Annotated in this window: 18 protein-coding genes; 13 read left to right on the top strand and 5 right to left on the bottom strand. The window is 70.3% G+C overall.

What is annotated here, in order from left to right:
* Positions 1-50 precede the first annotated feature (50 nt).
* Together ACWEOW_RS08005 and ACWEOW_RS08000 are read right to left on the bottom strand one after the other, a co-directional pair.
* On the bottom strand, positions 51-1316 hold the full coding sequence (locus ACWEOW_RS08005; RefSeq protein WP_452268647.1) for a sugar ABC transporter substrate-binding protein: 1266 nt from the start codon (positions 1314-1316) through the stop codon (positions 51-53).
* Position 1317: 1 nt separating this feature from the next.
* Complete coding sequence (locus tag ACWEOW_RS08000) at positions 1318-2379, bottom strand: substrate-binding domain-containing protein (protein ID WP_452268646.1); 1062 nt, start codon at positions 2377-2379, stop codon at positions 1318-1320.
* Positions 2380-2593: 214 nt separating this feature from the next.
* On the opposite strand from ACWEOW_RS08000, the gene ACWEOW_RS07995 reads away from it, so the two are divergent.
* The gene (locus ACWEOW_RS07995; protein ID WP_452268645.1) at positions 2594-4771 is read left to right on the top strand and encodes a glycogen debranching N-terminal domain-containing protein; all 2178 of its coding nucleotides are present in this window, start codon (positions 2594-2596) and stop codon (positions 4769-4771) included.
* A 46-nt stretch (positions 4772-4817) separates the two neighbouring features.
* Here the strand turns inward: ACWEOW_RS07995 and ACWEOW_RS07990 are convergent, their stop codons facing one another.
* On the bottom strand, positions 4818-6323 hold the full coding sequence (locus ACWEOW_RS07990; RefSeq protein ID WP_452268644.1) for a long-chain-fatty-acid--CoA ligase: 1506 nt from the start codon (positions 6321-6323) through the stop codon (positions 4818-4820).
* A 145-nt stretch (positions 6324-6468) separates the two neighbouring features.
* Between ACWEOW_RS07990 and ligA the strand changes: the two genes are divergently transcribed.
* From ligA to gatB, 11 genes are all read left to right on the top strand, one after another.
* Positions 6469-8649: an NAD-dependent DNA ligase LigA gene (ligA, locus tag ACWEOW_RS07985; protein WP_452268643.1), complete on the top strand. Its 2181-nt coding sequence runs from the start codon at positions 6469-6471 to the stop codon at positions 8647-8649.
* 279 nt (positions 8650-8928) lie between these two features.
* The gene (locus ACWEOW_RS07980; protein WP_452268642.1) at positions 8929-10656 is read left to right on the top strand and encodes a DUF222 domain-containing protein; all 1728 of its coding nucleotides are present in this window, start codon (positions 8929-8931) and stop codon (positions 10654-10656) included.
* A gap of 32 nt (positions 10657-10688) precedes the next feature.
* Positions 10689-11222, top strand: coding sequence for a DUF1990 family protein (locus ACWEOW_RS07975; RefSeq protein WP_452268641.1), 534 nt, complete (start codon positions 10689-10691; stop codon positions 11220-11222).
* A 254-nt stretch (positions 11223-11476) separates the two neighbouring features.
* Positions 11477-12232 carry an ABC transporter ATP-binding protein gene (locus ACWEOW_RS07970; protein ID WP_452268640.1) on the top strand — a complete coding sequence of 252 codons (756 nt, stop codon included), beginning with the start codon at positions 11477-11479 and terminating at the stop codon, positions 12230-12232.
* The gene (locus ACWEOW_RS07965) at positions 12225-12989 is read left to right on the top strand and encodes an ABC transporter ATP-binding protein (protein WP_452268639.1); all 765 of its coding nucleotides are present in this window, start codon (positions 12225-12227) and stop codon (positions 12987-12989) included. Before ACWEOW_RS07970 ends, ACWEOW_RS07965 begins: the two co-directional genes overlap by 8 nt.
* Positions 12990-13074: 85 nt before the next feature.
* The gene (locus ACWEOW_RS07960; protein ID WP_452268638.1) at positions 13075-14319 is read left to right on the top strand and encodes an ABC transporter substrate-binding protein; all 1245 of its coding nucleotides are present in this window, start codon (positions 13075-13077) and stop codon (positions 14317-14319) included.
* Between the two features lie 102 nt (positions 14320-14421).
* Entirely contained in the window at positions 14422-15291 is an 870-nt protein-coding gene (locus ACWEOW_RS07955; RefSeq protein WP_452268637.1) for a branched-chain amino acid ABC transporter permease, read from the top strand.
* A complete protein-coding gene (locus ACWEOW_RS07950) occupies positions 15288-16304 on the top strand; it encodes a branched-chain amino acid ABC transporter permease (protein WP_452268636.1) in 1017 nt (338 codons plus the stop codon). Before ACWEOW_RS07955 ends, ACWEOW_RS07950 begins: the two co-directional genes overlap by 4 nt.
* A 78-nt stretch (positions 16305-16382) precedes the next feature.
* Complete coding sequence (gene gatC / locus ACWEOW_RS07945; protein WP_452268635.1) at positions 16383-16679, top strand: Asp-tRNA(Asn)/Glu-tRNA(Gln) amidotransferase subunit GatC; 297 nt, start codon at positions 16383-16385, stop codon at positions 16677-16679.
* 130 nt (positions 16680-16809) lie between these two features.
* Positions 16810-18339, top strand: a complete 1530-nt coding sequence (gene gatA / locus ACWEOW_RS07940; RefSeq protein WP_452268715.1) for an Asp-tRNA(Asn)/Glu-tRNA(Gln) amidotransferase subunit GatA — start codon at positions 16810-16812, stop codon at positions 18337-18339.
* A 1-nt stretch (position 18340) separates the two neighbouring features.
* Positions 18341-19894 (top strand): Asp-tRNA(Asn)/Glu-tRNA(Gln) amidotransferase subunit GatB, encoded by a 1554-nt coding sequence (gene gatB / locus ACWEOW_RS07935; protein ID WP_452268634.1) that lies wholly within the window; start codon positions 18341-18343, stop codon positions 19892-19894.
* A gap of 48 nt (positions 19895-19942) precedes the next feature.
* Here the strand turns inward: gatB and ACWEOW_RS07930 are convergent, their stop codons facing one another.
* The gene (locus ACWEOW_RS07930; protein WP_452268633.1) at positions 19943-20605 is read right to left on the bottom strand and encodes a DUF937 domain-containing protein; all 663 of its coding nucleotides are present in this window, start codon (positions 20603-20605) and stop codon (positions 19943-19945) included.
* A gap of 116 nt (positions 20606-20721) precedes the next feature.
* Complete coding sequence (locus ACWEOW_RS07925; RefSeq protein WP_452268632.1) at positions 20722-21906, bottom strand: PQQ-dependent sugar dehydrogenase; 1185 nt, start codon at positions 21904-21906, stop codon at positions 20722-20724.
* Positions 21907-21981: 75 nt separating this feature from the next.
* Between ACWEOW_RS07925 and ACWEOW_RS07920 the strand changes: the two genes are divergently transcribed.
* Complete coding sequence (locus tag ACWEOW_RS07920; protein ID WP_452268631.1) at positions 21982-22923, top strand: 2-hydroxyacid dehydrogenase; 942 nt, start codon at positions 21982-21984, stop codon at positions 22921-22923.
* Positions 22924-23019 lie beyond the last annotated feature (96 nt).

Raw genomic sequence — 23019 nt, 5'->3', positions numbered from 1 at the left:
GGTGTGTCGGCCGGGGGCGGCGTGGGGCGGAGGGCCCGGGGCGGCCGGGATCAGCCGTTGCCGGCCATGGCGGCGGTGCCGTTCTTCTGCAGCTCCTCGAGCCAGGCGTTCGGGTCGCCGCCCTTGCCCATCGTCGCGAGCTGCGAGTTGAACTTGGACATGACCTCGTCGAAGCCGGGGAGGTTCACCGGGGGTTGGGCGTACTGGCCGCCGGCGACGAACGCCGCCGAGTCGGGGTACTTGGAGGCGAACTGGGTCGCTCCCTCCTGCGTCGAAGGCATGACGCCGAAGGCGTCCGCGAACTTCATCTGCTGGTCGGTCGAGATGAGCGACTTCACGAGATCGACGGCCTGGGCCTGGTTCGGCGACTTGGCGGCGATGCCCCAGCAGTTGCTGAACAGCAGCGTTCCCTTGCCGCCCGGGCCAGCGGGCAGCTCGACGGTCTTGTACTTGAGGTTGGGGAAGTCCTTCTTGGCCCCGCTGATCCAGTTGCCCTCGATCGTCATGGCCGCGACGCCCTTGCCGAGTGCTTCGCCGCCCCAGCCGGTCGCCGGCTTGGTGTCGGTCATGAACTTGAGAGAGCCCTCCTTCATCATCTTCTGGACCTCGGCCAGGCCGGCCTTGGCGGGCTCGCTCGTAGCCGTCATCGTCTTGCCGTCGGGCGACACGATCCAGCCGCCGGCCTGCTTGATGAAGGCCCCGCCGCGGTTGATGTCGTTGCCGATGACGAGGCCGGTGACGCTGCCCGAGGTCAGCTTCTTCGCGACCGCCTCCAGCCCGGCCCAGTCCTTGGGGATGTCGGCATCGGTCAGTCCCGCCTTGGACCACAGGTCGGGGTTGATCTGGAGGGCAAGGGTTGAGTAGTCCTTCGGGGCGCAGTAGAACTTGCCGTCGTAGGTGAAGGCATCGACGAGGGCGGGCAGGAAGCCGGCGTCCTTGACCTGGTCACCATAGGCGTAGAGGTTGCCGGCCTTGGCGAAGGTGCCGACCTTCGACGCGTCGGTGTAGAAGACGTCGGGCGGGCTCGTCGACGCGAAGGCCTGACCGAGCTGCTGGCCGAGGTCCGACGCGGCGATGACCTCGACGGTGTTGCCGGTCTTCGTGGCCCACGCCTGCGTGGCCTCCTTGACCGCGTTCGTCTCCGCGTCGCCGGAGCTGCCGATCATGACGGTCAGCTTGACCGGACCTTTCGAGGTGTTCTGCGCGGCGGTCTGGCCACCGCCGCTGAACCCGCCGCCACCACAGGCTGCGAGGACAAGGCTTCCGGCGGCGGCGACGGCAAGCGCGGCGACTCCGCGTGATGTGGGTGCTCTCATGTCACTTCTCTTTCGGGTGGGAGTTGCGGTCGCCCGCGGGGGTTGAGCTGGCCCGGACGACCAGCTGGGGGGTGAGCAGGACACCGTGGGTCGACGCAGCCTGGGTCGACGTACCCGACCCGAGCATGTGAAGGACGGTGTCGGCGACATCCGCCAGGGGCTGGCGCAGTGTGGTCAGGCCGATGGCGGGAGCGAGGTCGGTGTCGTCGAAGCCGACGAGGCCGAAGTCGGTGCCCGGGTTGAGTCCACGCTCGAGGAGGACCTTCCACGCCCCGACAGCGAGCGCGTCGGACGCGCAGACGAGGGCACCGCCGCGACCCAGGGCATCGATGAGAGGGGCTGCCGCTGCAGCGGCGGCGTCGAGCTGCTGCTCGGCGTGAGCCTGCCACTCGGGGTGCGCCACACCCAGCAGCTCGGTGGTGCGTGCCCAGCCCGACTGGCGGTCGTCCCCGACCGGAGATCCGACGGGCCAGCCGAGCCACCCGATGCGTTCGAAGCCGCGTTCCACGAGGTGACGCACGGCAGCCTCGACACCGGCGGCGCCGTCGACGTCGACCCACGTCGTCACCCCGGGGTCGTCCCACACCCGCCCGAAGGCAGCGAAGGGGATGCGACGCTGCGCGAGCCAGGCGGGGCGCGGGTCGTCATGCCTGGTGTCGGTGAGCACGAACCCGTCGGCGATCCGGCTCGCGACGAGGTCCTCGTAGGCGGCGAGCGGGCTGGCCGGGTCCTTTGCGGTGAACGGGACGACGTACGCGTCGTGCAGACGAGACCGGGTCGTCAGCTCGACGAGGAACGTGTCGAGGACCGCGCCGAGGCGGCCGAACCCGAGCGAGTTGAGCTCGATCCCGACGGCGCCGGCACGCTCCTGCTTCAGGTTCTTCGCCGCCCGGCTGGGGCGGAAGCCGAGGCGCTCGATCTCGGCGAGGACCCGCTTGAGCGTGGTCGGCGCCACCTTGTCGGGTGCGTTGACGGCATTGCTCACGGTCTGGCGCGACACGGCGGCTGCGGTCGCCACGTCGTTGATCGTGACCCGCTGGTTCGCGGGAGGTTCGGAGGTCACCCTTGACGCCTGACTCTCGAAGTGGAACGTTCAAACCGCCAAATTTGAACGTTCATACGCACATGCGGATACTGTTGCCTCGACACCGAGCCTGTCAAGGGCAGGCACCCTGAAGGGCTCGGATCGTGCCCGAACCGCGTCCTGGCCGAGTGCGCTCGGCCCGGGCTCTTTGGGGGAGCAGCACCGTAGCGGCAGCTCGGACGAGGGAGAAGACATGCACCAGGACACGGCCGCCGGGACCAGCCGTGACGCGAGCCCGGAGACCGGTCCGGAGGCGGAGCCCGGCTCGGTTCACGACTCGGGACACGAGCGTGAGCCGCGGGCCTACCAGCCCTGGCTGCATGACCTCGCCATCTGCGTCGACGGCAACGGGACGGTGCTGAGCGATGCCGACGGGTCGATTCGTGCCGACGGCGCGCAGGGGTTCTTCGTCGACGACGAGCGGGTCCTGTCGGTCCTCGTCGTGGCGCTGGGCGAGGGCGATCTCGTCCACGTGGCTGGCGCCAGCCGCGGGTCCCGTAGCGAGTTCCTCGCCTCGGCGCGGCACCTCGGCGACACCGGCCCGGACCCGACCGTCGAGGTCCACCGCGTCCGGCGCGTCCGTGGCAACGAGCTGACCGAGCGGGTCGTGGTCGTCTCCCGCGCGAGCGGACCGGTGCATGCCGACCTCACCGTGACGCTGGCCGCCGACGGCGCCGACATCGGGCGAGTCAAGGCGGGTGTGGCCGCACCACCACCCGTCGACCTGACACTCGTGGGGAGGAGTTCCGCGAGCTGGCGGACCAGCCGCCTCGCGGGCCACGCAGCGTTCACGAGCGTCCCGGACCGGATCGAGCTCACACCGGGGCGGCTCGTGGCCACCTACTCCCTCGACCTTCGTCCCGAGCAGCCGGCCGAGGTCGGCCTGACCGTGACCGCGCGCCGCACGGAGCCGTCGGAGTTCCCCGCCGAGGCCGGCTCGCACACGGTCCACTGGGACGAGGCCGTCCGGGTCGACGCGGGTGACCCGCGGCTCGGAAAGGTCGTCGCGACGTCGCTCGCCGACCTGCGCAGCCTGCTCCTCACCGACCCGAGCAACCCCGACGACATCTTCGTCGGCGCCGGAACCCCTTGGTATCTCACTCTCTTCGGGCGCGACTCGATCTGGGCGGCACGCATGGCGCTGCCGTTGGGCACCGAGCTCGCCGGGGGCACGCTCCGAGCCCTCGCCAGGCGGCAGGGCGTCCGGGTCGACGTCGACACGGCCGAAGCGCCGGGCAAGATTCCCCACGAGCTGCGGCGGACGGCATACGTCGACGACGCCGTGGGCTTTGCCCTACCGCCCGTGTACTACGGCACCGTCGACGCGACGGCACTGTGGATCTCACTGCTCCACGACGCCTGGAGGTGGGGCCTGCCGGAGGCGGAGGTGCGCGACCTGGTCCCGGCCCTTCGGGCCGCTGGGCGGTGGCTCACCGAGCTCGCCGCCCCCGACGCCGACGGCCTGGTCAAGTACGTCGACGAGAGCGGCCATGGGCTCGTCAACCAGGGCTGGAAGGACTCCGGCGACTCCATGCGCTTCCGTGACGGGCGGGTCGCCGATGCACCCATCGCGCTCGTGGAGGCACAGGCGTATGCCGTGGAGGCCGCCCGCGCGGCAGCGGTGCTGCTGCGCGCGGTGGGTGCCGACGACGACGCGGAGCTCGCGGACTCCCTTGTGGCGTGGGGGGACTCACTCGCCGCACGGATTCGTGACCGCTTCTGGGTCGATGTGGACGGGCGGCGCCTGCTGGCGATGGCGATCGACGGCCGTGGCGCACCGGTCGACGGCGTCGGGTCCAACATGGGTCACGTGCTCGGCACCGGGGTCCTCGAGCCCGTCGAGGCCGATCAGGTCGCCGGCGTGCTCACCGGCCCGACCATGCTGGGCCGCTACGGCATCGCGACCCTCGCCACCGACAACGGAGGCTTCAACCCGATCGGCTACCACACCGGCTCGGTCTGGGTGCACGACACCGCGATCTGCGCGCTCGGCCTCGCCCGCGAGGGCCACGGCGACCTTGCGGGACAGGTCGTCTCGCGAATGGTCGACCTGGGGGAGGCGGTCGGCTACCGCCTGCCCGAGCTCTTCGCCGACGCCGGCCCGCTCGGGCTCCCGGCGCCCTACCCGGCGTCGTGCCGTCCCCAGGCCTGGGCTGCTGCCTCGGCTGTGGCGATGCTGACGGTGGCGCTCGGGCTCAGCGTCGACGTCCCTGCCGGGACGGTGACGCTGCGGCCGCCGGCTTCGATGCCGTTCGGACCGCTCCGGGTCAGCGGGCTACGGATCGCCGGAGCGGCCGTCACCGTCACCGTGGGCCTCGACGGCGCCGTTGCGGTGGAAGGGCTGCCACGAGGGCTCACGCTGCTGGCCTGAGGGCCACGTGCCGAGCCCCTTTGGCCTCAAGGCCTTCCGGGCTGGCTCACCCCTGTGGGCGGACCTCCCGGCGCAGGATCTTGCCGGTCGGTCCCTTCGGCAGCTCGCCGAGGGTCCAGAGCCGGCGGGGGTACTTGTATGCCGCGATCCGGTCCTTGACGAACGCCTGCACGTCGTCAAGCGTCGCGGTCGACCCGGGCCGGAACACGACTGCCGCGCCGACCTCCTCGCCCATGAGGTCGTCCGGGACGCCGACGACAGCCGCTTCGAGGACGTCGGGGTGGGTGTAGAGCACCTCTTCGACCTCGCGGGGGTACACGTTGAGGCCGCCGCGGATGATCATGTCCTTCTTGCGGTCGACGATCGTGTAGTAGCCGTCCTCGTCGACGGTCGCGAGGTCGCCGCTTCGGAACCACCCGTCGGGAATGGCCTCCTTGGTGGCCTCGGGCCGGTTCCAGTAGCCCTTCATGATGTTCTCCCCGCGGATCGCGATCTCGCCGATCTCGCCCGATGCCGTCTCGTTGCCGTCGAGGTCGACCAGCTTCATCTCGCACCCGGGGATGGCGCGGCCGATCGTTCCCGGCTTGGTCGGCCGGTCGGGCATGTTGAAAGAGGCGACCGGTGAGGTCTCGGACAGGCCGTAGCCCTCGAGGATCTGGCAGCCGAACTTCGCCTCGAACGCCCGCATCACGGCCTCGGGCATCGCCGACCCACCCGACACGCACGTGCGCAGGCTCGAGGTGTCGGCGCCCTCGGCATCGGGGTGGTTGAGGATCGCGGCATACATCGTGGGCACGCCCTGGAAGATCGTCACGCGGTCGCGTCCGATGACCTCGATCGCCTTGGCCGGGTCGAACCGCGGGATCAGCGTCAACGTGCAGCCCCGCTGCACCGAGGTGTTGAGGCCGCAGGTGAGCCCGAAGACGTGGAACAGCGGGAGGCACCCCATGATGACGTCGTCCTCGGTCATCTCCATGATGTCGTCGGCGGACCGGTGGGCGTTCTGGTGCAGGTTGAAGTGCGTCAGCTCGGCACCCTTCGGCTTGCCCGTCGTACCACTGGTGTAGAGGATCACGGCAGTCTCGTCGTCTGCCCGGGCGACCGGGTCGAGGACCGGCTCACCCGCAGACTCGGCCGCGTCGAACTGACCGTCGGCGGGGCCCATCGGGCCGCACACCACGATCCTCGTCCCCGTCTCGGCGGCCGCCTTGCCGGCCTCCTCGGCGAAGTCGGGCCAGACGAAGCTGAACCGGGCACCGCTGTCTTCGAAATAGTACTGGATCTCGCCGGCCTTCAGGAGCGGGTTCATCGGCACGACAACGCCGCCCGCCAGCAGGACACCGTAGAACGTCACGGGGTATGCCGGCACGTTGGGAAGGATGAGGGACACGCGGTCGCCGGGCTCGAGACCCGCTGCCCGCAGCTGGCCGGCGACCTTGGCCGCGGCCTGGTGCAGGGTCGACCACGTGACCTCGATCTGGTCGAGCTTGATGCCGACCTTGTCCGGGATCCTGGACGCGGTCGCGGCGAGGTTGGTGGCGAGGTTTGACATCGAAGCTCCTTTGCAACGCGTGGTCGCGCCCATTGTTACCGGTCGGTCCGGTCGTGAACAGAGGGTGCAGCGAGCCAGGTCGCCGGACCGGCGTGACCTGCGCCGCACCCCGCCGCCTGTCGGCGCCGGCTGGCAGGATGAGCGGGTGAGCGAGACCACAGGCACCGCAGCCCCAGCGACCACCCCGGCGACCGGTCCAGCCCCGATCACCGACGAGGTGCCCACCGAGATCCACCAGGAGTGGACCGACCTCGCCGAGCAGGCGTCAGCGGCCCAGTTCGCCTACCACGTCAAGGATGCGCCGACGATCAGCGACGGCGAGTACGACCAGATCATGCGCCGCCTCAACGCGATCGAGGAGGAGTTTCCCTCGATGCGCACGCCGGAGAGCCCGACGCAGAACGTCGGCGGGGCTTCGTTCGCGACGGGTTTCCAGACCGTCGACCACGTCGAGCGCATGCTCAGTCTCGACAACGCCTTCTCGTTCGAGGAGCTCGAGGCCTGGGCGGACCGCGTCGAGCGCGACGTCGGCACGGGTGCGCACTTCCTCACCGAGCTCAAGATCGACGGGCTGGCGATCAACCTGCTGTACGAGAAGGGGCGCCTCACGCGCGCTCTCACCCGCGGCGACGGCCGGACGGGCGAGGACGTCACCAACAACGTCCGGACGATCCGCGGAATCCCTGACCGCCTCGCCGGCGACGGCGTGCCGGATCTGGTCGAGATCCGCGGCGAGGTGTTCTTCCCGACGGCGGCGTTCGCCGACCTCAACGCGAGCCTGGTCGACGCAGGGAAGGCGCCGTTCGCCAACCCGCGCAACGCCGCCGCCGGATCGCTGCGGCAGAAGGACCCCAAGGTCACCGCCACCCGGCAGCTCCAGATGCTGGTGCACGGCATCGGGGCGCGCCGCGGGTTCGACATCGAGCGCCAGAGCGAGGCGTATGCCGCGCTGCACGAGTGGGGGCTGCCGACCTCCGACAAGGTGCGCGTCCTCGACGACATCAAGGCGGTCGAGGAGTTCGTGACCTACCACGGGGAGCACCGCCACGACGGCCTGCACGAGATCGACGGCATCGTCGTCAAGGTCGACGAGGTGGCCCTGCAACGCCAGCTCGGCGCAACCTCGCGGGCGCCGCGCTGGGCGATCGCGTTCAAGTACCCGCCCGAGGAGGTCAACACCAAGCTGCTCGACATCCGCGTCAACGTCGGGCGCACCGGGCGGGTCACGCCGTACGGCGTCATGAAGCCCGTCGTCGTGGCCGGCTCCACCGTCGAGAACGCCACGCTGCACAACGCCTACGAGGTCGAGCGCAAGGGCGTGCTCATCGGTGACACGGTGGTGCTCCGCAAGGCCGGAGACGTCATCCCCGAGATCGTCGGCCCGGTCGTCGACCTGCGCGACGGCACCGAGCGTCCGTTCGTCATGCCGACCGAGTGCCCCGCGTGCGGCACCCCGCTGGCGCCCGAGAAAGAGGGCGACAAGGACATCCGCTGCCCCAACTCCCGGTCCTGCCCGAGCCAGCTGCGCGAGCGGATCTTCGCGCTCGCCTCGCGTTCGGCGCTCGACATCGAGGCCCTCGGCTGGGAGGGCGCAGTCGCGATGCTGACCTCCGGCATCCTGACCGACGAGGGCGATCTGTTCGCGCCGCCGCAGGACAGCGAGCTGGCGGGACAGTTCGGGGTCATGCGCGAGCGCCTGTCGTCGGTGGCCCTCTACACCAGGGCGGCGAAGAAGACCGACACCGCTGACCGGGTCGTGGAGGGCCGCGTGCTGTCGGCGAACGGCGAGAAGCTGCTCACCGAGCTCGAGAAGGCCAAGACCCAGCCGCTGTGGCGGGTCCTGGTCGCCCTGTCCATCCGCCACGTGGGGCCGACTGCCGCCCGGGCCCTGGCCACCCAGTTCGGCTCGATGGACGCGATCCGCTCGGCCACCACCGAGGAGCTCGCCGAGGCCGAGGGCGTCGGCGGCGTCATCGCGGAGGCGGTGACGGCATGGTTCGCGGTCGACTGGCATGCCGAGATCGTCCGCAAGTGGGCCGCGGCGGGGGTCCGTATGCAGGACGAGGTCGACGCGTCCGTGGAGCGCACCCTCGAGGGCAAGACCGTCGTGGTCACCGGATCGCTGGAGGGGTTCTCGCGCGACGAGACCAAGGAGGCGATCATCAGCCGCGGCGGCAAGGCATCCGGCTCCGTGTCGAAGAACACCGACTTCGTCGTCGTGGGCGCCAACGCCGGCACCAAGGCCGCCAAGGCCGAGGAGCTCGGCATCCCGGTGCTCGACGAGGGCGGCTTCCGCCGCCTCCTCCAGACCGGCTCGCCCGACTGAGCCGCCTTGCCGGGGGCCGGTCGAGTGGGCGCGCCGTCACACCAGCCCCACGGCATCGGGCGGTGCGGCATCGGGCGGCGCCACTCCAGGTCGGGGGACCGGCGCCTGCCGACGGCCCCGCGCCATCTCACAGTCGAGTGGGCGCGCCGTCACACCAGCCCCACGGCATCGGGCGGCCCCACTCCCGGTCGGGGACCCTTGACCTGTCTGCGGGTCGAAGGGATTCGTGCTGTGGATGACGACTCGGCTGTGTCTGCGGCAGGTAGTAGGATCGAACACATGTTCGAGGATGGCATGGCGCTGACGACCGGGGATCTGGGGTCCGTGGTCGAGGCGCTGTGCCGACTGGATGAGCGGGTCGATGATGCCGAGCGGGTCGACCAGCTGGGGATGCTGGAGCGGGTCAAGGCTGCCGCGGCGGCGGCGCAGGCTCGGGTTACGGCGGCGTTCGTGGACTCCCATGCGGAGGCCGCTCAGGCGTGGCGAGCGCGGGCCGGGGAATGCTCGGCGGCGGGTGACTTCGAGGGGTGGCGCGCGGCTAGGGAGCAGGCGGACCGGGCCACCTTCTGGCCCGCCGAGCCGGCCGAGGGCCGCGCGGGGGAGGGCGGGACAGGGAGCCGAAGGCGGCGTCGGGTGAGCGGGAACGGCGTGTCAGCGCAGGTGGCCTTGGCGCGCCGGGTGTCGCCGACGCAGGGCTCGCAGCAGGTGGTGTTCGCTCTGCGGCTGGTGCGCGAGATGCCGCACACGCTGGCGGCGCTGGAGGCGGGGCTGATCAGCGAGTGGCGGGCGATGATCATCGCCCGGGAGACCGCCCAGCTGGATCCGGCGAACCGAGGCCTGGTCGATGTGGGGATCGCTGGGCGCCTCGGAGCGCGGCTGGGGTTGCTTGGGGACCGGGAGCTGGCGCGTCGGGTGCGGGCGGTGGCCTACCAGCTGGACCCGGCTTCGGTTATGGCCCGCACGGCGCGGGCGCAGTCCGAGCGGCGGGTCACGATTCGGCCCGCTCCCGACACGATGGCGTATCTGAACGCCTTGCTGCCGGTGGCGCAGGCGGTGGCAGCGCACGCGGCGCTGACCGCGGCGGCGGACTCGGCCCGGGCCAGCGGTGACGTACGCGGCAAGGGTCAGGTGATGGCCGATGAGCTGGTGATGCGGGTGACCGGGCAGGCGCGGGCGCAGGATGTGCCGGTCGAGGTGCAGCTGGTGATGACGGACCGGGCGTTGTTCGCCGGTGATGACCGTCCGGCGCAGCTGAACGGGTATGGCACAGTCCCAGCAGGGTGGGCGCGGGAGCTGCTCGCCGCCCCCGTCGATGTCGACTCCGTCTCGTCTCGCGCCCTGCCGTTCGATGCAGTGCCCGCGGCGGCCGTGTCCGCCGATGCCGTGTCTGAGGAAGGCGACGATGGCGCCGACGGCGAGACGCGCCCTGACGGTGGGATATGTGCCGAGCGCGTCGACGGCGAGACGTGTGCTGACGGTGAGATGCGTGCTGACCGTGGCGAGTGTCGAGGCGTCGAGCGTGATCCAGCCGGCGATGTCGAGGGGTCTCGGGCCCGGATGTGGCTGCGCCGGCTCTACAGCGACCCGAGCGGGACCGAGCTGGTAGCGATGGACTCGGCCCGGCGCACGTTCGACGGCGGGCTTCGCCGCTACCTGGTCGCACGGGACGCGGCGACCTGCCGGACGCCATGGTGCGACGCCCCGGTGAGGCACCTCGACCACGTGCATGATCACGCCCTGGGAGGGCCGACCAGCGCGGACAACGGCCAGGGGCTGTGCGTGCGCTGCAACCACCTGAAGCAGCTGGCCGGCTGGTCGGCCGCGAGAGCACCAGCCTCCCGGGGAGGACCCGGCGGACAGGCCAGTCGCCCCGGCCACACCGTGGTCACGACCACTCCCACGGGGCACCAGTACGCCTCGCAGGCGCCGCCGCTGTTGCCGGGCCTAACGCTCGACCCGCGCAACCGCATCGAGCTCTACGTCGCTCAGCTCCTCTACGCCGCCTGAGCTTCCCATCGGGGGTGCGGCACGAGGGGTTGATGTCTGTTCAGCGACTTGACGAGGACCGAGCGGCCCAGTGGCGCCTTGCGCCGCTGACCTACTCGCCGGACGATCTCGCGGGCGGATCCGTGCCGCATGGGTACCGGCGGCTGGAGTGCACGGCGGCCCTGCGAAGACGCGACTTCCCAGCCGCCGTGGACGACCTCATGGGCTGGCGCATGCATGAGAAGGCAGGTCTCCGCGTCGAGGCCACCGACATTCGGGCCCGGCCGGGCACCGTCGTCGTGATGTACCTCGGTGTCGGGAGGCTGGCCCTCCAGGTTCCTTGCCGGGTCGTCGCCGTCGTCGACGAACCCAGTCGTCAGGGGTTCTCCTACGGCACGCTACCCGGGCATCCCGAGTCCGGCGAGGAGAGCTTCGTCCTCGACCATCGCGCGGACGGCTCCATCCAGCTCACTGTCGCAGCAGTGTCCCGTCCGGCAAGCCTGCCTGCTCGCCTTGGTGGCCCGCTCACCAGAGCAGCACAGGCCATCGCGACTCGGCGCTACCTGAGCGCCCTCGACCGCCTCTGACTGCAGGGCCTCTGGTCGCGCCGGGGTTGTGACCTGGTCGTGACCGGCGCCTGACCCGTCTGTGATCCGGCGGCTCGTCGCCGGACCGTGCATGTGGCGGGCCCCCATAGCCACGCCCGAGATGTGTGGGACCCACCCGTCTTCTGACGGTTTGCCCTCCCTAGGCTTTCCCGAAGTCGAGACCCGACTCCACGCCGCTCCTGGCGTGGAGGTCGAGGGGGACATGAGGCACGAAGCACGAGGAGGTGCACGTCTTGGCGGGTACGCCGTTGCTGGAGACTCGGTCGCTGACCAAGGAGTTCCGCGGATTCCGCGCCGTCGCTGACGTGAACCTGTCGGTGACGGCCGACACCGTCCACGCGCTCGTCGGTCCGAACGGCGCCGGCAAGACGACGCTGTTCAACCTGCTCACCGGCTTTCTCACCCCATCGACCGGTTCGGTGCTGTTCGACGGGCGCGACATCACCGGAAAGGCCCCAGAGCAGATCGCACCCCTGGGGATCGCGCGATCCTTCCAGATCACCAGCCTGTTCGACGCGATGACCCTACGGGAGCATCTCGAGCTCGCCCTCGCCAGCCCGACCGGCATGGGAAACCAGTGGTGGCGGTCCGTCACCCGACTGGCCGTCTTCAAGGACCGGGCCATGGACCTGCTCGAGCAGGTCGGCCTGGCCGACCGGGCGGGCGCCCCGGCCTCGTCGCTCGCCTACGGCCAGAAGCGCGCCCTCGAGCTCGCCATCGCGATGGCTCTCGACCCCAAGCTGCTGCTGCTCGACGAGCCGACTGCGGGCATGGGCATCGAGGACGTCGACCGCACCATTGCCCTCGTGCGGCAGATCGCCACCGGACGCACGGTGGTCTTCGTCGACCACAACATGCACGTCGTCGGGTCGCTCGCGGACCACGTCACCGTGCTGCAGTCCGGCCAGATCCTGGCCGAGGGGCCCTACGACCAGGTCCGCAACGACGAGCGGGTCATCGCGGCATACCTCGGAGCAGCACATGAGTGACGAGTCGACCACCGCGACGCTCGCGTCGGGCGGCACCGCAGCCAAGGCCGAGCACACGACCGGGATGCTGCGAGTCTCCGGCCTCTCGGCGTGGTACGGCGAGGCCCGAGCTCTGACGGACGTGTCGATCGAGGTCGGCGAAGGCGAGGTCGTCACGCTTGTCGGGCGCAACGGCGCCGGCAAGACGACACTGCTCCGTTCGGTCATGGGCCTGCACCGACAGGTCCAGGGCACCGTCGGGTTCGCCGGGGCAGACCTCACCCGGGCCTCGGCCGACGCCCGGGCCCGCGCGGGCATCGGCTGGGTGCCGGATGACCGCGGGACCTACGCGAGCCTCACGGTTGCCGAGAACCTGCTCCTGCCGCCAGTGGTCCACAAGGATGCGTGGTCGCTCGACCGGATCTACGAGTTCTTCCCGGTGCTGCATGAGCGGCGGGACTTTGCCGGCACCAAGCTGTCCGGCGGCGAGCAGCAGATGCTCGCGATGGCCAGGGTCCTGCGGATGGGGTCGCGTCTGCTGCTTCTGGACGAGCCGAGCGAGGGTCTGGCCCCGGTCATCGTGCAGCGCATCGGGGACATCGTCCGCGAGATCAAGAGTCAGGGTGTCGGTGTCCTGCTCGTCGAGCAGAACGTCAGGTTCGCCTCGACCGTCGCCGACCGGCACTACCTGCTGGCGCAGGGCAGGGTCGTCGAGCACCTCGGCAACGACGACTTCTCGGCTCGCACCAGCGAGCTGCTCACCTATCTCGGGATGTAAGGCACCCGGCCCTCCGGCCCGCGCCGCGGGCCGGCGGACCACCGACACCGGAACACCAGCTCATCCAGGCAACCCAGGAGGGTTCATGCGTAGCAGGAACATCATTGCGCCGGTCGCCATCGCGACGTCGGCGTCGCTCGCGCTCGCCGCGTGCGGCGGTGCCGGCGGGCCGCAGTCCGGAGGCTCGGGCGCCCTGTCCGACGGCAAGGTCGTCATCGGGCTGCTCAACGACCAGTCCGGCGTGTACAAGGACCTGTCCGGCCCGAACTCGAAGGTCGCCATCCAGCTCGCGATCGACGACTACAAGGCCAAGTACGGCGACAAGGCGGTCGCGAAGGACATCGAGATCGTCACCGCCGACCACCAGAACAAGGCCGACATCGCGAACTCCAAGGCGCAGGAGATGTACGACCGCCAGAAGGCTGATGTCATCCTCGACGTGCCGAACTCCGCCGCCGCGCTCGCCGTGGCCACCCAGGCCGCCAACAAGAAGAAGCTCTACATCAACATCGGCGCAGGCACGACCGCCCTCACCGGCGACAAGTGCAACAAGTACACGTTCCACTGGGCCTACAACACGGCGGTCCTCGCCCGGGGCACCGCCGGCACCATCACCAAGGAGGGTGGCACCTCCTGGAACATCGTCTACCCGGACTACGCCTTCGGGCAGGACATGAACAAGTCCTTCACCAAGGAGGTCACCGCCGCGGGCGGCACGGTCGGCCAGTCGATCGCCTCGCCGTTCCCGAGCGACAACTTCGCGACCTTCATCACCAAGGCCGGTGAGGGCAGCCCCAAGGTGATCGGCTCGATGCATGCGGGCGGTGATCTCATCAACTTCGTCAAGCAGTTCAACCAGAGCCCGCTCAGGGGCCAGGTCCAGCTCGCGGTCGGCCTGATGTTCATCACTGACATCCACTCGCTCGGGGTGGACCAGTTCGCCGGGACCCAGTTCACCGACGCGTGGTACTGGAACTACGACGCGCAGAACAAGGCCTGGGCGGACCGCTTCAAGGAGAAGACGAACACCCGTCCGTCGTTCGCCCACGCCGCCAACTACTCGGCCGCCATGAACTACCTCGAGGCGGTGCAGGAGGCGGGCAGCGACAACGCCGACGACGTCGTCGCCAAGCTCGAGGGCAAGAAGATCAACGACGTGTTCCTGCGCAACGGCGAGGTCCGCAAGGCCGACCACGCCGTCATCCACGACGTGTACCTCGCCAAGGTGAAGGCCTCCGCGCCCGAGGAGTGGGACTACGAGGACATCGTCAAGACGATCCCGGCCGCCGAGGCCTACGGCGACCCGAACCCCGCCTGCACGCTCTCCTGAGCCACCCCAAGGACAGACCAAGCCCCGTATGCCGTCCGGCGCGTTCGGTCACACGCGCGCCGGACGGCATACCGGGACCGTCCCCGACACGAGCGAAGCGACATGAGCGAACTCATCCAGTACACCCTGCAGGGCCTCGCGGCCGGCGGCTTCTACGCGTTGTCGGCGCTCGGGCTCGCCGTCATCTTCGGCGTGCTCGGCGTCGTGAACTTCTCTCACGGCGCCTGCTACATGCTCGGCGCCGTGCTGTCCGCGGTGCTCCTGGCCGAGCTCCATCTCGGGTTCTGGACCGCGCTCGTGGTGGTCCCGGTGGTCATGTTCCTCTTCGGGGTGCTCATGGAGCGGCTGCTCGTGCGGTGGCTGCTGCCGCTGGACCCGCTGTACAACTTCCTGCTCACCTTCGGGCTGACCCTGATCCTCGTCGAGGTGGTGAAGCTGAGGTACGGCGTCTCCGGGCTGCCGTACCAGATCCCCGCGGGCCTGGGCGGGCAGGTGACGGTCGGCAGCGTGAACCTGTCGGTGTACGCGATCTTCGCCTGCGTCTTCTCCGTCATCGTCTGCCTCGCCGTCGGGCTCGTGCTCACCCGGACCCGCGTCGGCATGATCGTGCGCGCCGCGACCGAGGCACCCGAGCGGACCCGCGCGCTTGGCATCAACGTCGGACGCTGGGTCACGCCGGTCTTCGGCTTCGGCATCGCGCTCGCGGGCCTCGCCGGCGTCCTGGCCGCACCCACCCGCGCGATCACCGCCGAGATGGGGAGCAACTTCATCATCATCCTGTTCGCCGTGGTCGTCATCGGCGGCCTCGGCTCGATCCTCGGCGCCGTTGTCGGCGGGTTCCTCGTCGGTCTCGTCGAGGCGTACGGCATCGCCTACGCCCCGGCATACGCCCAGATCGTCATCTTCGTGCTGATGGCGGCTGTCGTGCTCGTCAGGCCGTCGGGCCTGTTCGGGCGGGAGGAGGTCGCATGAGCGAGCAGCTGACCGCCAAGGTCGACGTCGACCTGGCCGAGCCCTCGATCCTGTCGCGACGCAACCCCCTGCGCTACGTCCTGCTGCTCGGCGGGCTGGCCGTGCTGGTGCTGCTGCCGTACTGGGTCTACCCGCCTGTCGCGATGGACATCCTGTGCTGGGGGCTGTTCGCCGTCAGCGTCGACCTGCTGTTGGGCTTCACCGGGCTGCTCAGCTTCGGGCACGCCGCCTTCTGGGGCGGGTCGGCCTACTGCACCGGGCTCATCGCGATCCACTGGGGCGTGGCGTTCCCGGTCGCGGTGCTCGGCGGGGCCGTCTTCGCGATGCTCGTCGCCTGGCCGATCGGCTACCTGTCGGTCCGGCGCACCGGGATCTACTTCGCCATGGTCACTCTCGCGTTCGCCCAGATGATCTACTTCATCGCCAACCAGGCGCGGGACCTCACCGGTGGCGAGAACGGCCTTCAGGGGATCCCCAAGAACTTCTTCGGGATCGAAGCGGTCGAGACCGACTCCTTCTACTTCTACTACGCGGGCGCCGCGCTGATCCTCGTCGGCATCCTCGTGGCCTGGCGCGTGGTCAGCTCCCCGTTCGGCCGCGTCCTGGTGGCCGTGCGGGACAACCCGGCCCGCGCTCGGGCGCTGGGCTACGACGTCGAGCGGTTCAAGATCAAGGCGTTCGTCATCTCGGCCGGGCTCGCGGGTCTCGCCGGTGGTGTGTTCGCGGTCGGCCACGGCTTCGCCTCGCTGCAGGAGCTCGCCTGGACGACGTCGGGCAAGGTCGTGCTCATCACCGTGCTCGGCGGCATCGGCACCCTCTGGGGTGGCCTCGTCGGCGCCGCGGTCGTGGTGAACCTCGAGGACTATCTCGCGAGCTCCGGCTTCGAGGGCATCGGCCTCATCACCGGCACGATCTTCGTCGTCATCGTGCTGTTGTTCCGGCACGGCATCTGGGGCACCGGCCGGAACATGGTCCGGCGGTTCGTGCTCGACCGGCGGCGCAGCCGCGACTGACCGCGTCCGAAAGCCGGGCCTCCGTGAGCGTGGCAGGCTCCGTCCGGCGCAGTGCGGTCGACCCATAGACTGGCCCGCATGTCATCCCTCACGCGCGACGACGTCGCCCACCTCGCCGGCCTCGCCCGCATCGCGTTGTCCGACGCCGAGCTCGACCGCATGGTCGGCGAGCTCGGGGTGATCCTGGAGTCCGTGGAGAAGGTCCAGCAGGCGCCCACCGAGGGCGTGGCGCCGATGTCGCACCCGATGCCGCTGACCAACGTGACGCGCCCCGACGTGGTTCGCCCGACCCTCGGCACCGAGGCGGCGCTCTCGGGAGCGCCTGAGTCCGAGCAGCAGCGCTTCTCCGTGCCGCGGATCCTCGACGAGGACTGACCGGCCGCCCGGCCCCCGCCGCGTATGCCGCGTGGCCGGCCACCCGGCATACCGGCCACACTGCCCTCGAGCGGGCACCCGACGAACCCCCTGTAGCAGAACGACGACGAAGGCAACTGACGTGAGCGACCTGCCAACCGACCTGACCCGGGCCACCGCCGCCGACCTGGCGGACGCCCTTGCGACCAAGGCGATCTCCTCGGTCGAGGCGACCCAGGCACATCTCGACCGCATCGCGGCCGTCGACGGCCAGGTGCACTCGTACCTCTACGTCGATGCCGAGGGCGCGCTCGCGCAGGCGCGCGCGGTCGACCGGCGTCGCAGCGCCGGCGAGGCGCTCGGTGCGCTCGCGGGCGTCCCGATCGCCGTGAAGGACGTCATGGCGACCAAGGGGATCCCGACCACGTGCGGAAGCAAGATCCTGGAGGGCTGGATCCCGCCGTACGACGCGACCGTCGTCGCGAAGCTGCGGGAGGCCGGGCTGCCGATCCTCGGCAAGACGAACATGGACGAGTTCGCCATGGGCAGCTCGACGGAGCACTCCGCGTACGGTCCGTCGCGCAACCCGTGGGACCTCGAGCGCATCCCGGGTGGGTCCGGTGGTGGGTCCAGCTCGGTGGTCGCGTCGTTCCAGGCGCCCCTGGCCACCGGCACCGACACGGGAGGCTCGATCCGGCAGCCGGCCGCGGTGACGGGCACGGTCGGGACCAAGCCGACCTACGGCGGGGTGTCCCGCTACGGCCTCGTCGCCCTCGCGAGCTCGCTCGACCAGGCCGGCCCCTGCGCGCGCACGGTGCTCGACACCGCTCTGCTGCACGCCGTGATGGGCGGGCACGACCCGATGGACTCCACGTCGATCGACGCGCCGGTGCCTCCCGTCGTCGAGGCCGCGCGCGCCGCCGACGTGCGTGGGATGAGGATCGGTGTCGTCAAGGAGCTCGGTGGCGAGGGCTACCAGGCCGGCGTTCGGTCGCGCTTCGAGGAGTCGGTGGCGCTGCTCGAGGAGCTCGGCGCCGAGGTCGTCGAGGTCAGCTGCCCGAACTTCGACTACGCGCTCGCCGCCTACTACCTGATCCTGCCGAGCGAGGCGAGCTCCAACCTCGCCAAGTTCGACGCGATGCGCTACGGCCTGCGCGTGCTGCCCGACGGGATCGACTCGCCGAGCGCCGAGCAGGTCATGAACGCCACGCGCGATGCGGGCTTCGGTCCGGAGGTCAAGCGCCGCATCATCCTTGGCACCTACGCCCTGAGCTCCGGCTACTACGACGCCTACTACGGCTCGGCCCAGAAGGTGCGAGCTCTCATCGCCCAGGACTTCGCCAACGCCTTCGAGAGGGTTGACGTCCTCGTCAGCCCGACCGCGCCGACGACGGCGTTCAAGCTCGGCGACAAGCTCGAGGACCCGATGGCGATGTACCTCAACGACATCGCGACGATCCCGGCCAACCTCGCGGGTGTCCCCGGCATGTCGCTGCCGTCGGGACTGGCGCAGGAGGACGGCCTACCAGTGGGCATCCAGGTGCTCGCTCCTGCGACCAAGGACGAGCGGCTCTACTCGGTCGGCGCTGCGCTCGAGGCCGCGCTGGTCGACCGCTGGGGTGGCCCGATCCTCGACCGCGCGCCCGCGCTGGGTGCCGCCACGACCGCGAAGGGAGCCTGACATGACCGCCGTCACGACCGACCAGGTCATGGACTACGACGAGGCCGTCTCGAAGTTCGACCCGGTCATGGGTCTCGAGGTCCACGTCGAGCTGCACACGACCACGAAGATGTTCTGCGGCTGCCCGACCGTCTTCGGGGCCGAGCCGAACTCGCAGGTGTGCCCGGTGTGCCTCGGCCTGCCGGGTGCCCTCCCGGTCGTCAACGAGAAGGCGGTCGAGTCCGCGATCCGGATCGGCCTGGCGCTGAACTGCGAGATCGCCGGCTGGTGCCGGTTCGCCCGGAAGAACTACTTCTACCCGGACATGCCGAAGAACTTCCAGACCTCGCAGTACGACGAGCCGATCGCCTTCAACGGGTACCTCGACGTCGAGCTCGAGGACGGCACGGTGCACCGCATCGAGATCGAGCGCGCGCACATGGAGGAGGACACCGGCAAGTCGCTCCACGTCGGTGGCGCGACGGGTCGCATCCACGGTGCCGAGTACTCCCTCGTCGACTACAACCGCGCCGGCATCCCCCTCATCGAGATCGTCACCAAACCCATCGTGGGCACGGGGGAGCGGGCGCCCGAGGTCGCTCGCGCGTACGTGTCCGCCCTGCGTGACCTGATGCGCGCCCTGGATGTCAGCGACGTCAAGATGGAACAGGGCTCGATGCGCTGCGACGCGAACGTGTCACTGCGGGTCAGGGTCGGCGACGACCCGACCAGCGCCGAGCAGCTGGCCGTCCCTCTCGGCACTCGCACCGAGACCAAGAACGTCAACTCGCTGCGGTCCGTCGAGCGAGCGGTGCGCTACGAGATCTCGCGCCACGCCGCGATCCTCGACGCCGGCGGCTCGATCCTGCAGGAGACCCGGCACTGGCACGAGGACACCGGCGTCACGACGTCGGGTCGCGAGAAGTCCGACGCCGAGGACTACCGCTACTTCCCGGAGCCCGACCTGGTGCCGGTCGCGCCCGCGAGCGACTGGGTCGAGCAGCTGCGGTCGACCCTGCCGGAGAACCCTGCCGTCCGGCGCAAGCGCCTCCAGTCCGACTGGGGCTACAGCGATCTCGAGATGCGCGACGTCGTCAACGCAGGCGCGGTCGAGCTCATCGAGGAGACCGTTGCGGCCGGGGCGAGTGCTGCTGCGGCGAAGAAGTGGTGGCTCGGTGAGCCGTCCCGCCGCGCGAACGCCGAGGGCCAGGACATCGTCACGTATGCCGCGGGGCTGGGTCTGACACCCGCGGCCATCGCCGAGCTCGATGGCCTGGTCACCGCGGGACGCCTCAACGACTCGATGGCTCGGCAGGTGCTCGACGGCGTTCTCGGGGGCGAGGGCTCGCCCACGGCCGTGGCGGACGCGCGCGGGCTGGAGCTCGTGCAGGACGACAGCGCGCTCGAGGCCGCCGTCGAAACGGTCATCGCCGCGAACCCTGATGTGGCCGAGAAGATCCGCGCGGGCAAGGTCCAGGCGGCCGGCGCCCTCATCGGTCAGGTGATGCGGGAGATGAAGGGCCAGGCCGACGCCGGCAAGGCCCGCGAGCTCATTCTGGCCAAGCTGACCAGCTGACCGTGCTCCGTCGGCGCCGGGTCACCCCGGCGCCGACGGAGCGGGCTGTCAGCGCTTGCCGCCGCCCAGGAGGCCGCCGAGCAGGCCCCCGAGGATGTCGCCCGCGCCGCCTCCCGACCCGCCCGAGCCGCCGGCTGCGCCACCGAGCACCTGCCCGAGGATGTCCTGGAGCGGGTTGGACGACCCGCCGGAGCCGGTCGGCGACTGGACCGGTCCGCTGTCCGCGCCTTGGCCGCCCGGGAACAGCGGGCCGCTGCCGGTCTGGGTCTGTCCACCGGCCGATGCGCCGCCGAGCACGCTCCCGAGGCCGCCCGATCCCATCTTGTTCGCGAGCCACGACATCACGATCGGGGCGAGCAGCGGCAGGAGCTTCTGCACGAGACCGCCCATGCCGCTGCCGGACCCGCCCGAGCCGAGGCCGCCGAGCTGGTTCACGACCTGGTCGGTGTTGCCGCCGAAGATGTTTCCGACGATCGCCTGTCCGTCGTTCACGTCGACGTCCCCGAGGCTCGACACCGGTGCCTGATGGTCGGACAGCGCTGCCATGAGTGAGCTGGCACCGGCCGCGTCCGAGGCGTTCGCCTGGAGCCCGCCGAGCAGGGCCGGCAGCGCACTCTCGACGGCCTGCTGAACCTCGCTGCGGTCCACCCCGAGCTGTGCGGCCAGCTCGTCGATCGGAACCTGGTTGAGAATCTCGTCGTACTCCGTCATGCGCTCGTCCCCTTCTCGCGAGTACGCGGCTCCGCTGCCGCACGGCTACACGCTAGCCACATCGGGTAGGCCCGGCTCAGACCTGGCGCACGGGTGGCTCCGAAGGCCGTGGTGGCTCAGCCGGCGCGAACGCCGACAGCGGCGACCGGCAGGGACAGCAGACGGTCGTCGCTGCCGTTGCTCGTGAGGATCCAGGCCCGCCCGCCGACGAACTTGATGTCGCGGATCCGGCCGTAGACCCCCTCGAGGTGGCGGGTCGGCGTGCCTGCGGTGCCGTCGGCGTCGAGCGGCACTCGCCACACCGACTGTCCGCGAAGCGCGGCCATGTAGACGGCGCCGTCGGGTCCGATGTCGATGCCGCTCGGCGACATGTCAGATGTCGGCCACTGGGCGACCGGGTCGACGAACTCGGGGTTGTCCACCTTGCCTTCGGCGGTCGGCCATCCGTAGTTGTCGCCGGCGTGGATGAGGTTGAGCTCGTCCCAGGTGCTTGCACCGAACTCGCTGGCCCACAAGCGTTTCCGGTTGTCCCATGCGAGACCTTGGACGTTGCGGTGGCCATAGGACCAGATCGCGGAGCCGCCGAACGGGTTGCCAGGGGCCGGTGCGCCTTCCGGGGTGATCCGCAGGATCTTGCCGCCGAGCGACCCGAGGTTCTGCGACAGGGAGGTGTCGCCCGCCTCGCCGGTGCCGATGTAGAGGTAGCCGTCAGGCCCGAAGGCGATCCGGCCGCCGTTGTGGTTGATCCCTCGCGGGATGCCGGAGAAGACGACGTTCGGGTCGCCGATGCTGTCACCCCGCCACGGCACGGCCGCGACTCGGTTGTCGCTGTCGGTCGAGTAGTAGGCATAGAAGACGGGGTTGGCGTCGAAGTCGACGGGCACTGCAAGCCCGAGCAGGCCGCCTTCGCCCTCCGTGCGTTGGATCGGCAGCCTCCCGACGACGCGGGCCGCGCCCGTGGTCCCGGGCTTCGGCACGTGGTAGATCCGGCCGGTGTTTCGCTCGCTGACGAGGGCCGTGCCGTCGGGCAGGACGGCGATCGACCACGGCACGTCGAGGCTCCCTAGCAGCGTGACAGGTCCGGCCGGCTGCGGTGCGGCGCCGCCGGAGCTCGGCGGGGCCGAGGCTGTCGGGGAGCCCGTGGCCGGGATCGTTCCTGAGTCCGTCGCCGTCGCCGGCGCGGTGGTGCCGGAGCTCTGCGAGCCGTCCGGTCCATCGGAGGTGCAGCCCGCCAGGAGCAGCGCGGCCGCACATCCGCCGCTCGCGAGGGCGCGGCGGACCGATCGGGAGGGGTGCGGCATACCTCATTGTGTCCCATGGCTGCCCGCGAACGGGGCCGCCGCGGCCTCGGTCTGCGCGCTCGCTAGCGTGTTCGCATGACTCGCCAGCCGCTTGTCGTTTCCGTGCCCGAGCCCGACTATGCCGCGTCGCTCGCGGACCTCGAGGGCGCCGACGTGATCGTGTGGGACATGGCGTCTCGGCACTCCCGTGGAGGGGAGATCCAGCTTGCGGTAGTCCCGTACATGACGCAGCTGCGGATGCCGGACATCACGCCCGGGCTCGAGTCGCTGCAGGTGGTCCAGATCCAGAGTGCCGGCTATGAGCAGTTCGTCGACGGGCTGCCCGACGGTGTGCTGCTCTGCAACGCGGCTGGCGTCCACGACGCCTCGACGGCCGAGCTCGCGGTGGCGCTGACCCTGGCTTCGGTCAGGGAGCTGCCGGAGCTGCTTGCGGCACAAGCTGACTCGCGTTGGGAGCCGCTGAGGATCCGCCCGTCGCTGGCCGACCGCTCCGTGCTGGTCGTCGGCTACGGCCGGATCGGCCAGGCGATAGCCCATCGTCTCCAGCCCTTCGAGGTGACCGTCGCCGCGGTCGCGTCGAAAGCCAGGCCCGGCGACGGCCTCGTCGATCAGGTGCATGGCATCGACGAGCTGCCGGACCTGATCGGCCACCACGACGTCGTGGTCGTGATCGTCCCGCTGACAGAAACGACGCGAAGCCTCGTCGACGCCGACCTGCTCGGCCGCATGCGCGACGGCGCGCTGCTCGTCAACGTCTCGCGGGGGGCGGTGGTCGACACCGACGCGTTGGCGGCGGCATGTGCCTCAGGCCGGCTGCGCGCCGCGCTCGATGTGACGGACCCCGAGCCACTCCCTGCCGGTCATCCGCTGTGGACCACCCCTGGGGTGATCATCACGCCACACATCGGGGGAGCGACACAGGCGATGCGACCACGTGCCAAAGCGCTGGTCCGACGGCAGGTCGAGGCCATGCTCGCCGGGAGCCCGCTCGACAACGTCGTCGCCGGGGGGTCCTGACCCGGCTCCCGGTGCAGCCCGCACGCCATCACGAACCGGCGACCTGGCAACGCGGCATACCTTGTCAGTGTCAGTGGCCTAGTGGACACTGTCAAC

It is taken from the genome of Monashia sp. NPDC004114, from assembly GCF_053603855.1.
Note: the sequence above shows the minus strand (reverse complement) of the source record. Positions and strands in the feature narration are given on the sequence as shown.

Coding starts and splice junctions, on each gene's coding strand:
- ACWEOW_RS07960 (WP_452268638.1), top strand. CDS start 13,075: ATGCGTAGCAGGAACATCATTGCGCCGGTCGCCATCGCGACGTCGGCG.
- ACWEOW_RS07925 (WP_452268632.1), bottom strand. CDS start 21,906: ATGCCGCACCCCTCCCGATCGGTCCGCCGCGCCCTCGCGAGCGGCGGA.
- ACWEOW_RS07995 (WP_452268645.1), top strand. CDS start 2,594: ATGCACCAGGACACGGCCGCCGGGACCAGCCGTGACGCGAGCCCGGAG.
- gatC (WP_452268635.1), top strand. CDS start 16,383: ATGTCATCCCTCACGCGCGACGACGTCGCCCACCTCGCCGGCCTCGCC.
- ACWEOW_RS07950 (WP_452268636.1), top strand. CDS start 15,288: ATGAGCGAGCAGCTGACCGCCAAGGTCGACGTCGACCTGGCCGAGCCC.
- ACWEOW_RS07975 (WP_452268641.1), top strand. CDS start 10,689: ATGTCTGTTCAGCGACTTGACGAGGACCGAGCGGCCCAGTGGCGCCTT.
- ACWEOW_RS07955 (WP_452268637.1), top strand. CDS start 14,422: ATGAGCGAACTCATCCAGTACACCCTGCAGGGCCTCGCGGCCGGCGGC.
- ACWEOW_RS07990 (WP_452268644.1), bottom strand. CDS start 6,323: ATGTCAAACCTCGCCACCAACCTCGCCGCGACCGCGTCCAGGATCCCG.
- ACWEOW_RS08005 (WP_452268647.1), bottom strand. CDS start 1,316: ATGAGAGCACCCACATCACGCGGAGTCGCCGCGCTTGCCGTCGCCGCC.
- gatB (WP_452268634.1), top strand. CDS start 18,341: ATGACCGCCGTCACGACCGACCAGGTCATGGACTACGACGAGGCCGTC.
- ACWEOW_RS07965 (WP_452268639.1), top strand. CDS start 12,225: ATGAGTGACGAGTCGACCACCGCGACGCTCGCGTCGGGCGGCACCGCA.
- ACWEOW_RS07930 (WP_452268633.1), bottom strand. CDS start 20,605: ATGACGGAGTACGACGAGATTCTCAACCAGGTTCCGATCGACGAGCTG.
- ACWEOW_RS07920 (WP_452268631.1), top strand. CDS start 21,982: ATGACTCGCCAGCCGCTTGTCGTTTCCGTGCCCGAGCCCGACTATGCC.
- ACWEOW_RS07980 (WP_452268642.1), top strand. CDS start 8,929: ATGTTCGAGGATGGCATGGCGCTGACGACCGGGGATCTGGGGTCCGTG.